Raw genomic sequence first — 13,238 nt, forward strand, 5'->3', positions numbered from 1 at the left:
CGGTGGGATACTGGCTTAATTGCACGCCGATTTCTACAGGAGGATGAACGAATGGCATTCACGCCCAAAGGAAAACACCTTGTTGCTGGCGAATGGCTCGACGGAGCCGGCACATTTCAGTCTGCACCAGCAAGTGGGCCTGCCCATTCTTTCGCAGTCGGAACTGTTGATCTGGTGAACCGCGCCTGTGAAGCTGCGGAAGATGCTTTCTGGACTTATGGCTATTCGAGCCGCGCTGAACGCGCCACATTCCTGCGCGCAATTGCTGACGAAATTGAAGCACGCATCGCCGATATCGTCGTCATCGGTTCGCAGGAAACTGGCCTGCCGGAAGCACGCCTTCAGGGCGAAACGGGACGCACGACCGGTCAGCTTCGTCTGTTCGCCGATCATATTGAAAAAGGCGATTATCTTGATCGCCGTTTTGATGCAGCGCTTCCTGATCGCCAGCCTGCACCGCGTCCTGAGATTCGCCTTGTTCAGCGCCCAATTGGTCCTGTAGCCGTTTTCGGTGCCTCCAACTTCCCGCTGGCATTTTCGACTGCCGGTGGCGATACAGCAGCAGCCCTTGCGGCCGGTTGCCCCGTTGTCGTGAAGGGCCACTCGGCTCATCCCGGCACAGGTGAAATCGTTGCTCAGGCTGTTGAGGCTGCAATTGCCAAGACCGGCGTTCATCCGGGTGTGTTCTCGCTCATTCAGGGCGGTCGCCGCGATGTCGGTCATGCACTGGTACAGCATCCGAACATCAAGGCTGTCGGCTTTACCGGTTCTCTCGGTGGTGGCCGCGCACTGTTCGATCTTTGCGCAGCACGTCCGGAGCCGATTCCATTCTTCGGTGAGCTTGGTTCGGTCAATCCGATGTTCCTGCTGCCAGAAGCAATGAAGGCGCGTGCAGAAACGCTTGGACAGGGCTGGGCTGGTTCGCTGACCATGGGTGCAGGCCAGTTCTGCACCAATCCGGGTATTGCCGTTGTTCTCGACGGTGCTGACGCGGATCGCTTTGCGGAAGCAACAGTTGAAGGCCTCAAGAAGGTTGGTCCGCAGACCATGCTGACCGATGGCATCGCACAGGCATATCACGACGGTAAGGAGCGTTTTGATACGCGTAATGCCGTTAAGCCGCTGTATGAGACCGAGTCATCTGGTCGTCAGGCTTCGCCAAACCTGTTTGAAACGACTGGCGAGCGTTTCCTGTCTGACCATGCTCTGGGCGAAGAAGTATTTGGCCCTCTCGGCCTGGTCATTCGCGTTGGTTCTGTCGATGAGATGGAAAAGCTCGCTCGCGGCTTTGAAGGTCAGCTGACCACCACTATCCATATGGATTCGGGCGATCTCGACGACGCACGCCGTCTTCTTCCTGTTCTGGAGCGCAAGGCTGGCCGTGTGCTGGTCAATGGCTTCCCGACCGGTGTGGAAGTGGTCGACTCGATGGTGCATGGCGGACCGTATCCGGCATCGACGAACTTTGGTGCGACAAGCGTTGGCACCATGTCCATTCGTCGCTTCCTGCGCCCTGTTTCTTACCAGAATTTCCCGAAGGGTCTGCTGCCGGAAGATTTTGAATAGTCTTTTCGTTGCAGATAAAAATAGAAAGCCCCTCTATTGGAGGGGCTTTTTTTGTTCTATTCGTAAAGTGCTACAGCCAATTTTCGGATAGCTTCAGCCGTCCTTGGGCCAAATCCCAGCATATATGGCCCTTCCAGCACAATCAGGGACTGATTTTTGGCAGCAGGTGTTCTCTGTAGAGCCTTCACTGAGAAAACGTCTTCGCGGGTCGGGCCGCCATTGCCGTCTGAGAGCATGAGCACGACATCAGGCTCGGCCTTGACCAGCCACTCTTCCGAGACTGGTTTATAACCAGAATAGACCGACAGAGGATTGATGCCACCTGCATAGCGGATGAAAGCATCGGCTGCCGTGTCGCTGCCAGCACCGCTCAGGCGAGCGAGCCCATGGAAAAATACCACCTTCTTTTGCTTATCGGCTGATATCCTGCTGGCATAGGCTGTTGCCGTATCGAAGTCGTCCACGACTTTCTGAGTCAGAGCTTCGCCTTGTTTCTCAAGGTCAAGCCTCTTTGCAATGAGCCAAATTTTTTTGATCAAACCGGCACGGCTGTTGTCGACAGGCACATAGAGAATCTCGACCGCTGACTGGTTCAGAACATCGGTGGTTTCAGGCGGCCCGATATCTTCGGATGCAATGATCAGGTCTGTATTAAGCGTGAGTATGCCTTCAGGAGACAGGCTGCGCCGATAGCCGACATTTGCCTTGCTTGCGGTTTCGGCAGGGTATTTGCTGCTGCGGTCAACCGCAACAACCTTATCGCCTGCGCCAAGCGCGAATATGATTTCGGTCACGTCAGGACCAAGCGAAACAATGCGTTGTGCATCTCTGATTTCCGCGACGGCTGGTGATTGGGCGGTCAGCTGCAGGCCGACGAGAAACATCAAGGCGAGCAGGGATTTTTCGATACTGCGCAGAGGGTGGGCGGAGATAGCGATTAAGAAATGCACGGTTGCTTGATCCAATTGATGGAATGAACTGATCAAGAAACCTATTTAATATGAGTATTATTATCAAGTTAAATCGAGCGCCCCCGATGAGGGCGCTGGAAGTTCTAACTAATGGTCGCTTTTGACTTGCGAGGGGAATATTTCTTCACAAGACGGAAACTTTGCTTCGCCGTTGGGCGACTGTTGGAGTCCACCAATGCTGACAAAGCGCGAGCGTAATCGAGCACAAGCCCCGGCGTCCACGCCATGGATTCTGCGCGCTTGCGCATAAGGCCTGCCGCCCAGAGTTCCGGAAATACGATGGCCTGGAGCGCCTTGAAAACTGGCCATCTGTGCTCGCGATAAACGCCTTCAAGTGCTGCATCCAGCGCATCGGCGACAGCACTTGAGCAGTTCCTGTTGGTCAGGTTGTAAGTATCGTTTGCGCGATAATGCTTCCAGAATGTTTTGAGGCGTGCTGCATCAATATTATTGATTTCGACTTGCACGGTAGATGGGCACCATTCGCCTGACTCGACCTCGTAGCTCGGCAAAAACCGACCGGTAACATTGTTGTCGGCAGTGGCACGCAAGGTACGGCTGAATTCATCGGGGTTGCGGTCGATTTCAGCTGCGGGGTAATGACTGATATAAATATCGGGTGCCATTTCCAACGCCGCATGTCCTGTCGAGATAACACCATTGCTGTCGACGGCCGCAATATAGCGGTTGATCGCTCTTTGTCGAAGCGATGTCATTGCTGTGCCTGTTGGTGTCCAGACGTGAACGATAAGCTTTTTGCGGTTTCGGGCGCTTCGCTTGCGGTAGAGCTTTGCCGCGCGTTGGTTGAAGGGGTTTCTGCTGAGAATGCTCGTCAGCGAAGCATCTGCTTCCAGCCGTTTTATTCGGAATGCGATGCTGAGCAAGCCAACGCCGGTCAGAATGAGCACGGCGCCGACATTTGTGCCGACCGTGCCTTCATACCATGTCGGCCAGGGTTGCAACGTTGCAATTGCGAGCAAGACTTCGACGATACCCCCGGCCATACCGATTTTCCAGCGCGGATATCGTACCACCCAGGCGCTGCCGATGCGCACAATACCATCAATGAGGAAACACAGGCCGAAAAGAACGGCGAGCGCGAAGTTGCTCGCAGGCGTTGAACTTATGATCAGGATGCTCACACCGAGAAGGGCCACGCCTTGCACGATGCGCATTCTGCGGGCCGTACCATAGCTCGCAATGGCCGCGAATAGGCACAATACGGCTTCAGGCAAGAGGAAATAACCAAAAACACGTGCGGGTAAGACGGTATCGCCGTCAAGTGCATCGATCACAATCAGGGCGCCACCGATAATCCAGAGCGCAGAGATTACCAGCAGGGTTCTCCAGTGCCGCTGAATAATTTCGCGGCCCAGCAGTAGAAACAGTATTCGTATCACCCCACCACTCCGCAAACTTTCAACGCATCTGTTATTAGCCGCAAAGAGGGTGACGTTTCAATGTAAAAGGGATTTAAAATCGGTGACATTTCCATGATGGGTGGATCAATTGAATAGTCTCTAAGAGAAAAAAGCTCCGCTGGGCGGAGCTTTTTATTCATTGCAGTTTTGACGCTAACTTATTGCTCGCCCGACCCAGATCAGAATACACGCACCGATGAAGCCCGCCACCAGATAGCCGAGCCAGCCACCGAATGAGACACCCAGAAAACCAAAGATAAAGCTGGCAATTGCCGCGCCAATGATGCCCAAAATAATGTTCATGAATATGCCTGTGTCGCTATTCATGAAGTTGGATGCAATCCAGCCAGCAAGACCACCAATAATAATTGCAGCAATCCAGCCTACACCTGCTTCACCCATTTTAGTCTCCCTATCTAACCTGATAAATAAGGATATGTATCAGTCCTTGATTTCGGCAAGGGCTGCAACACCGACTTCTCAACCTGCAAGATGGCTTGTAAGAACTTGTTGCATGCCTGCGCGTTCTGCCGGCGTTAAATCCAATCTTTCAAACTGATCATCAAGCAACACTGGCAGCGTATTGTCGGCTCGAACCGCGACAAGGCCGAAGGTCTCATCGCTTTTCTCGTCATAATACAGATACGGCAACTCATTTTTGGCGAAGCTGGAGAAGATGTTTCGCTTCTTTGTGTGCGTAACCAAAGGCGTATAGCCAAACCTTACACGCCCCATACTCTTTTTGCGGGAAGAAATCTTTGCCCAGCTCAGTTGCAGCATCGAAGCCGTTTTGGCCGCAGAGATCGAGCTCGAGATCAGAACAAAACGCTTGATGAAGAGAATGCAGCCGCCAACCATGATGCCAACGAGCACAACGCCGACGAAAAGACGGTTCCAGAATTCATCCAGCGCCAGTGAGAGAGTTGCATTATTGGGGTTCGATTTTTGCACCACAACATCAGTCTCATAATTATCGCTAGAGAGGCTGAGGAAAGAAAAGTCGACGGACTTCAGTTTGTTTTCGCCGTCATACCGGTAGGAGAGGGTGGCCTTGCAATCGGTAATCATTTTCTTGCTACGGCAGCTGCCGTCGAAAATGGTAGCATCCTCAATGATCAGTGGGTCATTCTTGATGAGGTAATCAGCGTATAAGCCTGGTCCCCATGAAACCGTAACAACAACAGATACGAGCGCGAGGATTATTGCTAAAAACAACAGCTTCCATCTATCCGCAAGACCATGCTTTTTCACCTTGATCGGACGGACAGGGAGGACACCAGACAAATCTGGTAATGTGTAATTATCGCTCATAGATTTAACATCTTCGGTTATTGAGAGGAGAGGATGTGTCATCTAGCGGAATATCAGGTGGTACTTGAATAGAATTGTCACTCTTTCCAGTAACGTAAGGTTACGGCTTTTATGTTTGAGAGAGCGAACCAATCTCATCACAGATAGTCGGTTGAATGTAGTTATCACGACCATACGCATATGGCGTCCGTTGAGAATTTCTAGCGGAACCAATATGTGGCCGTGCGCATTTTGATAGTGACAACCACGTCATAATGCCGTTCAGGAGAATTAATAATGCATCGTATTATTCTGACTGCCGCAGTTGGTCTCGCAATGATTTCATTTGCCAATGCACAAACTGCTACAATGACAGAAGAAACGCAAACAGAAGTATTTGTTACTGCCAAGCCCACTGACGTGCTTAGTTATAATCTGGTTGGTCTTAATATCCTGAACGGTGACAATACGAACATCGGCGAAATCAAAGATCTTATTATTTCGAACGCCCAGCTGTCGGGATATATCGTGTCTGTGGGCGGCTTTTTGGGTGTCGGCGAGAAATATGTCGTCGTCAGCCCCGAAGCTGTAGACATCACCTACTTCGATGATGAGAAGAAGTGGTCTGCTGTGATGAACTCCACGAAGGAGGAAATTCAAAAGGCTCCAGAGTTCAAATATGAAGGCCGCTGGGCGAAGTGATGCCACACCATTCGCCCGGTCTTTGCATTGGGACGCCTGCTTTATTCGGATCCGTGTCGAACTTTTCGGGGTAAGCTCTAAATTTCACGCATCCGGTTTCCGAAATTAACGAATATGAACTGACCAGCATAGGCTGCAATTGCAGCTTTGAGCAGATCGCCGGGTACGAAGGCAAGATCTCCGATGATGGCGCTGAATGGAGAGAGGCCCACATAAGCAATAAGCCAGGCGACACCGAATGCGTGGTCGATGATGACGCCTATTGTGGCAGCAAAGAAAAAGCCTGCGAAAGTTTTCCAACCGCCGTTTGTGCTTTGTGCCACCTTATTTGAAATCCAGCCTGTGGCGAAAGCTGCAGGCAAGAAGCCCACAAGATATCCAGCTGTTGGGCTGAGGAATACAGCAAGGCCACCTCTGCCTCCTGATAGAACTGGCAGGCCGATTGCGACGAGCACGATCAGCAACAGCACCGAAAGTGCGCCCCCGCGTGCGCCAAGCACAACACCAGCGAGCAAGACTCCCAGGCTTTGTGCATGAATTGGGACAGGCACAAAGGTGAGCATAATTGGGGGTATCAAGCCCAGCACCACAATGATTGCGGTAAACAGCGCTATCATAACCAAAGATTTCGTTTGCACGTCCTGTACCTTCTTGCTGGCGCTTATTGTTGGCGAAGCGGTTATGCGTTTACGTGTCTATACTGAATTCTGTTTACGCTGGTCATTGCGAATGCACCTTGCATCGATGGCATTTGCAATTTCATCTGCACTTTGCAACGTGCCAATTACCATTGGTACGATCACCGTAGATAGCCGCATTTTCAGCCCCCGTGCGCGATGTGCCTCCGCTACTGATTTGTAACGCGCGTGCACCTCAGGGACGAAGCGTATTACCAGTCCTATTGCCAACCCGATGTCACGTGCATTGCCTATACCAATCGCCTCCAATGGTCGAGCGGCTCTGGTGATCGTGTCTATAAACTGGCCAATTGACGTGGTCGCTGTAATCAGAGTGGCAAAAAGGCTCAATGAGCCCAGCCGCATGAGAACAATTGATGCCGCTTGAAGACTGTCTGCATAGGCGGTCCAAATAACGACAACTGCAATCGTCAGCAGAAGTGGCCATGATTTTAGCCATTGAGCAACTGCGGCTCGGCTTAAGATGAGCGAGCCAGCGATGACCAGAGTGGTTAAAATTCCAAGAACTGCAGGAGATTTGAGGCTAAACAACACAACACTCAACCCGAAAAGGGCTATGAGCTTAACTGCTGGCGGCAATCGGTGGGCCAGTCCATCCCCTTGTGTTTCATAGAAGTTCATGATGCCAGCGCCAGATAGTGGGCGATAGTCTCGTCAGCGGGGGCATCCTGGACGAGTTTACCTTGATGGAAGAGCAGTACGCGGTCGAAGCCTGAAAGCAGTGTCAGATCATGGCTGACCACGATAACGTTCTCTTCAAGATCGCGGATGGTCCGTTCTACGATATTCCTGTTTCTCAAATCGAGTTGATTGGTCGGCTCGTCCATGATGACAATATCTGGAGATGTAACGAGAACTGAGGCGAGGGCGGCAAGCTGAAGTTCACCGCCGGATAGCTCGTGCGCCCTGCGCTCTGCCAGATGCGTAATTCCGATGCGATCAAGTACGCTTGAGACTGCGGCGGCTATTTCCTGCTTGTTGAGTCCGCGCGATTGCAGGCCCAATGCAATATCGTCTTTTATCAGCGGTAGTACGATTTGGTTTGCGGGAGTCTGGAAGATATAGCCAACAGCGGCGCGTACTTTCGCGCCGTCAGCCGCAGTATCATAGCCATTTGTCAGGACACGGCCAGATGAAGGCAGAACCAATCCATTCACCATGCGCGAAAAGGTAGACTTCCCAGATCCGTTCAGGCCGATGATGCCAATGCGCCGTTGTGAAAGCTCGAGCGAAAGCGGCTCTAAAACCACCTTGTCGGCAAACTTCGCCTCAGCTTTATCAAACAGAATTTTCAACTTTTGATCCCACACAATGCGACATCGCTCTGCTCGACGCGATCACGGCGGTCAAGACGTCAATACAATGCGATTGGTTAAAGCTGATCGGCGCACGGTGCAATAAGGCCTTTCTTCTTTTATTTGTCGACTTCTGGTTTTTGAGCCCTTGCAAAAATCTCAACAAAACGACGGCGGGCCGAGTGCTGGCCTCATTCAGAAAGCATAAAAGCGCTGGTAATCAGCGCTTTTCGTCAATTTGGATGAGGAGCGGACTCTCACGGCCAGCATCTCTTATAGCTTCAATCAGTTGTGATTACTTGCGCAATTCGGCTTCGATGTCGTCGAAAGCTTTGTCTTTGCCAATGCCGGTCAGGAAGGGGAGACCCTTGATGACGGGCTTGGTAACAGAAGCCGAAATAGGCGTCGTGGAGACGATGAAATCTACATTGTCGGCAAGAGAAGGAACTTCAGTCGCTTTTGCCTGTTGGGCATTGAAGGTCAGTCCACGCTTTTTCATTTCTTCGGTAACGGCCGCATTCACTGCCGTAGATGTTGCTACACCTGTGCCGCAAGCGAAGAGAATCGTTTTCATTTTAGCCATGGTTTCCTCCAATTGGTGTTCGTGCATTCAATGTAAGGCACAAATATCGTATTTTTTCTTGTCTCGAATTCAGTTGTAAAGACCTGTTATCCTTAAGACGATTGGTCGTTATTGCAGGGCAGTTTCAACGTCCTCAAGCGTGCGCGCAGCCTTCAACCTGTCGAGTGCATCAGCATCCTGAATGGTTGCCATGATCTGTTGCAAGGTCTCAATCTGTTTGTCCTTGTCATTGATGGCAAGCAGAAACACATATCCAACCGGGACAGTTTCTTCCGGATCTTCCATATTGGCGAACTGGATGGGCGACTTCAACGTCGCGAATGCAATGCCAGCCTTGACCACATGTTCAGGATCGGTGTGAGGAACTGCAACGTTATCGTCGCGCTCAAGCGGCAATCCGGTTGGCATGGACAGTTCACGGCTGACGACAGCATCGGCGTAGCTTGGCTTTACATAGCCCAGCTTCTCGAGCTTGCCCGCCAATATCCGGATAATCTCTTCGTTGGTTTTTGCTTCGCTCTGAAGCTCGATCGCTTGTGGGTCGAGATAATCAATCAGACCAGCAGCCATTCCATTCTCCGTTTGAAAAAGGCCGCACGTCGATATCGACGTGCGGCTTCGATTATATTGAAAAACTGACAGCCAATATCAGGCAGTCTTTTCTTCCGCAGGTTCATCCTCTGCGCCCGCCGCACGTTCCCATGCGAGTGTGTTGCGACGATAGAGTATGAACAGCAGCGCAATAACAGCAGCAATGACTGCCACGCCAACCGTACCACCAAGCCAGCTGATTGTTTTGATGATAATGTCAGGAACCCACAGGAACCCATCAACCACCGAAGTAATCTGCAAGGCATTTTCAGGTAGCTTGAAGCCCGACGATACAGCCGCGCTGGTGAACAATGGCGCAAGCGCATTGGCGACATAGAAGCCAATGGCCAGTGTGATGGTTCCAACGACGACCATGCGGAACACGTTTCCTTTCAGAAGCGGTGCAGTCATGGCGACGATGAACGGAATGACGGCGAGATCGGCGAACAGGATCACGCGGTTACCCGGCAATATGACCGATAGAATGATAGCAATCGGTACAAGAATGAGCGCCGACGAGATCGCTGCCGGATGACCGATAAGGATAGCCGAATCGAGGCCGACAAGAAGTTCGCGGTCGCCTGTGCGCTTGCGTACAAATTCCTGTGCAGCATCAGAAACCGGCAACAGACCTTCCATCAAGATTTTGACCATGCGCGGCAGGAGCAGCATAACCGCTGCCAGCGTCATGCCGGTGCCCAGAACCTTAGCAAGCACCGTGCCGAAGTCACCCGCGTTATAGAATGCGATAAGACCGAGCACGAGACCTATGATCAGACCCATCACAACCGGCTCACCAAAAACCCCAAAGCGACGTTCGATGGTTTCGGTGTTGATGTTGATCTTGTTGATGCCGGGGATGCGATCCATGACCCAGTTCAGCACAATCGCGATTGGCAGGATCTGTGCGGAAGCCAGATGTGGCACCGAAACACCGGGAATACCATAGAACTGTTGCACAGCGCGCGCCGACCAGTCAGCAAACAGCAGAGACAGAGCCGCAACGAGCGCTGCAACAATAATGCCGTAAGCGATGTTATCCGTTGCAGCAACAACCAGCGAGCCAACGAAAGCAAAATGCCAGAAGTTCCAGACGTCGACATTCAGCGTACGCGTCCAGCGCATCAGCAGAAGAGCGATGTTGACCAGAATACCAACTGGAATAACCCACAAGCCTACGGATGAACCAAAGGCAATGGCCGCAGCGGAAGGCCAGCCCACATCGACGATATCGCGCTTGATGCCAGTGTTGGTAACGATTGCCTGAGCCACTTCACCGATAGAGGTGAACATGAGGCCGAGGACCAGATTGATACCGATGAAAGCGACGCCAATGGTTATGGCTGCACGGAACGCTTTGCCAACCTTTGCCCCAAGTACCACTGCAATAATGAAAATTACGATAGGCAACAGAACCGTTGCCCCAAGCGTATCGACTGCCGTTTTTAGTCCGCTCAGAAATGCGTCCATTTATTTCTCCTCCCCCTCGGAACACTTCCCAAAGTGCACCGAGCTAACAGAACGTCATTATTAGCTCGCACGTATCGACGTTTCAAAATGTGAACTGGGCGAAACGGCAGAACATTTGTATTCTATAGCAAACTAAAGTTGAATAACAAGATGGCATTTCGAGGGGGTTGAATGTTGCAGGAAATGAACACTGGTATTGACTTAGAAACAAATGTTCATTAATCGATAGTGCATCAGAGGAGACTGCGAAAGTTTTGCAGGGACGTTCAGGAGGAAACGATGGCAACCAACGTGGCGTTGACAGGTTTGGCGCGTGATATGCAGGCGCGGGCGGATAGTGGGCGACCAATTCGCATCGGACTGATTGGCTCTGGCGAAATGGGCACTGATATCGTCACACGCGTTGCGCATATGCCGGGCATCGAGGTTGGCGCTATTTCTGAACTGCGCGTTCCCAATGCACTTAAGGCCGTGGATATTGCTTTTCAGGAAGAAGGCCATGGCCGCGAGGTTTCGACTGCTTCCGACCTGACTGCTGCGATGGAAGCGCACAAGGTTGCTGTAACCGACAATGCCAATCTGATCCTCGAAAACGATCTTATCGATGTCGTTATCGATGCAACCGGCGTTCCGGCTGTGGGGGCTGAAATCGGTCTGCGCGCCATGGAGCATGGCAAGCATCTTGTCATGATGAATGTCGAAGCTGATGTCACCATTGGTGCTTATCTGAAAGCCGAAGCTGAACGCCTTGGCGTGACCTATTCGCTTGGTGCAGGCGATGAGCCGTCATCCTGCATGGAGCTGATCGAGTTTGTGACCGCGATGGGCCACCCGATTGTGGCCGCGGGCAAGGGCAAGAACAATCCACTCAATATCGACGCGGTTCCTGATCAATATATGGAAGAAGCCACGCGCCGTAATATGAACGTGCGCATGCTGGTTGAATTCGTCGACGGTTCAAAGACCATGGTCGAAATGGCTGCTATTGCCAACGCCACAGGTCTTGTCCCCGATAAAGCCGGTATGCACGGTCCAGCTGCAACGCTCGACCAGCTCAACAAAACCCTGATCCCTGAGAAGGATGGCGGCGTGCTGTCGAAGGTTGGCGTCGTAGATTATTCCATCGGCAAAGGCGTTGCGCCGGGCGTGTTTGTTGTCGCCGACATGTCTCATCCGCGTATTTCGGAGCGCATGGAAGATCTGAAGATGGGCAAGGGTCCATATTTTACGTTCCATCGCCCTTATCACCTGACTTCCCTTGAAGTGCCGCTCACCTGCGCCCGCGTTGTTCTTTACGGCAAGCCGGACATGGTGCCGCTTTCAAAGCCAGTCGCCGAAGTGGCGGCCGTTGCAAAGAAGGACATGCAGCCGGGTGAAAAGCTCGATGCGATTGGCGAATATTGCTACCGCGCTTGGATTATGACTTCCGGCGAGGCGCGCAGCGCGCATGCGATCCCTTGCGGGTTGTTGCAGGGTGGCAGCGTGACCAAGCCGATCAAAAAAGGCGAACTGATCACTTACGACAATGCGGCTGTAGCTCCCGGCTCCAAGATTGCCGAGCTGCGCGCACGTCAGGACAAGCTCGTTTACGGAGCGTGAGGACAAAACATCATGGTTCAAGCCAAAAAAGTCGAACCGCAGGATACGGGCGACCGTCACAACTTGCCTTATGCTTTCCGCACTTATTCGCCGGAACAGCTGAAAGAAGCACTGCATAAAATGTACCTTATCCGCCGCTTTGAAGAAGGCGCGGAAGAAAGCTACACGCGTGGTCTCATTCACGGAACAATGCATCTTTCCATCGGGCAGGAAGCAAGCGCGATGGGATCGTGCCTGCCTCTTAATGACGATGATATGATCACCTCGACCCATCGTGGTCATGGTCACTGCATCGCCAAGGGTGCGGACGTGAAGCGTATGTTTGCGGAGTTTTTCGGCAAGGAAACCGGCTATTGCAAAGGCCGTGGCGGTTCGATGCACATCGCCGATGTTTCCAAGGGAAATCTCGGTGCGAACGGTATTGTCGGCGGCGGCATTCCGATCGCGGTCGGTGCGGCTCTTTCCGCAAAGAAGCAGAAAAACGGTAAGGTTGTCGTGTCGTTCTTTGGCGATGGCGCGAACAATGAAGGCGCCTTTCACGAGGCGCTCAATATGGCCGCTGTCTGGAAGTTGCCGGTCGTTTTCATTTGTGAAAACAATGGCTACGGCATGTCCACCTCAACCAAGCGCTCTACGGCAGTTGCCAATGTTGCTGACCGCGCCTCGGCCTATAACATGCCGGGCGTGATCGTAGACGGCAACAATCTGTCGGAAGTGGCAGAGGCTGTGAATGAAGCCACCGAACGCGCACGGCGCGGCGATGGGCCTACACTCATTGAAAACAAAACATACCGCATTCGTGGTCATTCCAAGAGCGATCGCAACCGCTATCGCACCAAGGAAGAAATAGAGCATTGGCAGAATGATCGCGATCCCATCGCGCATTTTGAGGCCGATTTGAGAGCTTATGGCTTCATCAACGACGCCGAGATCGAGGCAATCCGCGCTGAGGTGGAAAAGGAAATCGCGGACGCGATTGAATTCGCCAAGAACAGCCCGGCGCCTGATCTGACCAACCTTACCCGCGACGTTTACACGGACGATATTTGAAC

At 52.2% G+C, this 13,238-nt stretch carries 14 protein-coding genes; 4 read left to right on the plus strand and 10 right to left on the minus strand.

Features of this window, described 5'->3' with window-relative positions; all coding sequences use genetic code 11:
- Positions 1 to 51: 51 nt before the first annotated feature.
- The gene (locus C9380_RS12720) at positions 52 to 1,566 is read left to right on the plus strand and encodes an aldehyde dehydrogenase (NADP(+)) (RefSeq protein WP_128093694.1); all 1,515 of its coding nucleotides are present in this window, start codon (positions 52 to 54) and stop codon (positions 1,564 to 1,566) included.
- Positions 1,567 to 1,622: 56 nt separating this feature from the next.
- Here C9380_RS12720 and C9380_RS12725 read toward each other — a convergent pair whose 3' ends face one another.
- The 4 genes from C9380_RS12725 to C9380_RS12740 form a co-directional block, all read right to left on the minus strand.
- Positions 1,623 to 2,516 carry a heme/hemin ABC transporter substrate-binding protein gene (locus tag C9380_RS12725; RefSeq protein WP_245872225.1) on the minus strand — a complete coding sequence of 298 codons (894 nt, stop codon included), beginning with the start codon at positions 2,514 to 2,516 and terminating at the stop codon, positions 1,623 to 1,625.
- A gap of 104 nt (positions 2,517 to 2,620) precedes the next feature.
- The gene (locus tag C9380_RS12730; RefSeq protein ID WP_024896495.1) at positions 2,621 to 3,937 is read right to left on the minus strand and encodes an HdeD family acid-resistance protein; all 1,317 of its coding nucleotides are present in this window, start codon (positions 3,935 to 3,937) and stop codon (positions 2,621 to 2,623) included.
- Between the two features lie 174 nt (positions 3,938 to 4,111).
- Positions 4,112 to 4,360, minus strand: coding sequence for a GlsB/YeaQ/YmgE family stress response membrane protein (locus tag C9380_RS12735; protein WP_024896494.1), 249 nt, complete (start codon positions 4,358 to 4,360; stop codon positions 4,112 to 4,114).
- Between the two features lie 78 nt (positions 4,361 to 4,438).
- The gene (locus C9380_RS12740) at positions 4,439 to 5,269 is read right to left on the minus strand and encodes a hypothetical protein (protein WP_128093695.1); all 831 of its coding nucleotides are present in this window, start codon (positions 5,267 to 5,269) and stop codon (positions 4,439 to 4,441) included.
- Between the two features lie 276 nt (positions 5,270 to 5,545).
- On the opposite strand from C9380_RS12740, the gene C9380_RS12745 reads away from it, so the two are divergent.
- Positions 5,546 to 5,950 carry a PRC-barrel domain-containing protein gene (locus C9380_RS12745; RefSeq protein WP_024896492.1) on the plus strand — a complete coding sequence of 135 codons (405 nt, stop codon included), beginning with the start codon at positions 5,546 to 5,548 and terminating at the stop codon, positions 5,948 to 5,950.
- Positions 5,951 to 6,027: 77 nt separating this feature from the next.
- On the opposite strand, the gene C9380_RS12750 is transcribed toward C9380_RS12745, so the two are convergent.
- The 6 genes from C9380_RS12750 to C9380_RS12775 all read right to left on the minus strand — a co-directional run bounded on the left by C9380_RS12750 (position 6,028) and on the right by C9380_RS12775 (position 10,587).
- A complete protein-coding gene (locus C9380_RS12750; protein ID WP_024896491.1) occupies positions 6,028 to 6,588 on the minus strand; it encodes a biotin transporter BioY in 561 nt (186 codons plus the stop codon).
- 57 nt (positions 6,589 to 6,645) lie between these two features.
- Positions 6,646 to 7,269: an energy-coupling factor transporter transmembrane component T family protein gene (locus tag C9380_RS12755; protein WP_100556780.1), complete on the minus strand. Its 624-nt coding sequence runs from the start codon at positions 7,267 to 7,269 to the stop codon at positions 6,646 to 6,648.
- Positions 7,266 to 7,943 carry an energy-coupling factor ABC transporter ATP-binding protein gene (locus tag C9380_RS12760; RefSeq protein ID WP_100557983.1) on the minus strand — a complete coding sequence of 226 codons (678 nt, stop codon included), beginning with the start codon at positions 7,941 to 7,943 and terminating at the stop codon, positions 7,266 to 7,268. The genes C9380_RS12755 and C9380_RS12760 overlap by 4 nt, the downstream gene beginning before the upstream one ends.
- Before the next feature lie 295 nt (positions 7,944 to 8,238).
- Positions 8,239 to 8,526, minus strand: a complete 288-nt coding sequence (locus C9380_RS12765; protein ID WP_024896488.1) for a PTS sugar transporter subunit IIB — start codon at positions 8,524 to 8,526, stop codon at positions 8,239 to 8,241.
- Positions 8,527 to 8,634: 108 nt separating this feature from the next.
- Positions 8,635 to 9,096 (minus strand): PTS sugar transporter subunit IIA, encoded by a 462-nt coding sequence (locus tag C9380_RS12770; protein ID WP_100556781.1) that lies wholly within the window; start codon positions 9,094 to 9,096, stop codon positions 8,635 to 8,637.
- 78 nt (positions 9,097 to 9,174) lie between these two features.
- Positions 9,175 to 10,587: a PTS galactitol transporter subunit IIC gene (locus C9380_RS12775; protein ID WP_024896486.1), complete on the minus strand. Its 1,413-nt coding sequence runs from the start codon at positions 10,585 to 10,587 to the stop codon at positions 9,175 to 9,177.
- A gap of 279 nt (positions 10,588 to 10,866) precedes the next feature.
- On the opposite strand from C9380_RS12775, the gene C9380_RS12780 reads away from it, so the two are divergent.
- Positions 10,867 to 12,186 carry an NAD(P)H-dependent oxidoreductase gene (locus tag C9380_RS12780; RefSeq protein WP_024896485.1) on the plus strand — a complete coding sequence of 440 codons (1,320 nt, stop codon included), beginning with the start codon at positions 10,867 to 10,869 and terminating at the stop codon, positions 12,184 to 12,186.
- Between the two features lie 12 nt (positions 12,187 to 12,198).
- Positions 12,199 to 13,236 carry a thiamine pyrophosphate-dependent dehydrogenase E1 component subunit alpha gene (locus C9380_RS12785; RefSeq protein WP_128093696.1) on the plus strand — a complete coding sequence of 346 codons (1,038 nt, stop codon included), beginning with the start codon at positions 12,199 to 12,201 and terminating at the stop codon, positions 13,234 to 13,236.
- Positions 13,237 to 13,238: the final 2 nt, after the last annotated feature.

It is taken from the genome of Brucella pituitosa, assembly GCF_003049685.1.
GTDB classification, from domain to species: Bacteria; Pseudomonadota; Alphaproteobacteria; order Rhizobiales; family Rhizobiaceae; genus Brucella; species Brucella pituitosa.

What these genes read in the sequence shown, in the direction of transcription:
- C9380_RS12720 (WP_128093694.1), top strand. Translation starts at nt 52, where the DNA reads ATGGCATTCACGCCCAAAGGAAAACACCTTGTTGCTGGCGAATGGCTC.
- C9380_RS12735 (WP_024896494.1), bottom strand. Translation starts at nt 4,360, where the DNA reads ATGGGTGAAGCAGGTGTAGGCTGGATTGCTGCAATTATTATTGGTGGT.
- C9380_RS12740 (WP_128093695.1), bottom strand. Translation starts at nt 5,269, where the DNA reads ATGAGCGATAATTACACATTACCAGATTTGTCTGGTGTCCTCCCTGTC.
- C9380_RS12745 (WP_024896492.1), top strand. Translation starts at nt 5,546, where the DNA reads ATGCATCGTATTATTCTGACTGCCGCAGTTGGTCTCGCAATGATTTCA.
- C9380_RS12755 (WP_100556780.1), bottom strand. Translation starts at nt 7,269, where the DNA reads ATGAACTTCTATGAAACACAAGGGGATGGACTGGCCCACCGATTGCCG.
- C9380_RS12765 (WP_024896488.1), bottom strand. Translation starts at nt 8,526, where the DNA reads ATGGCTAAAATGAAAACGATTCTCTTCGCTTGCGGCACAGGTGTAGCA.
- C9380_RS12770 (WP_100556781.1), bottom strand. Translation starts at nt 9,096, where the DNA reads ATGGCTGCTGGTCTGATTGATTATCTCGACCCACAAGCGATCGAGCTT.
- C9380_RS12775 (WP_024896486.1), bottom strand. Translation starts at nt 10,587, where the DNA reads ATGGACGCATTTCTGAGCGGACTAAAAACGGCAGTCGATACGCTTGGG.
- C9380_RS12780 (WP_024896485.1), top strand. Translation starts at nt 10,867, where the DNA reads ATGGCAACCAACGTGGCGTTGACAGGTTTGGCGCGTGATATGCAGGCG.
- C9380_RS12785 (WP_128093696.1), top strand. Translation starts at nt 12,199, where the DNA reads ATGGTTCAAGCCAAAAAAGTCGAACCGCAGGATACGGGCGACCGTCAC.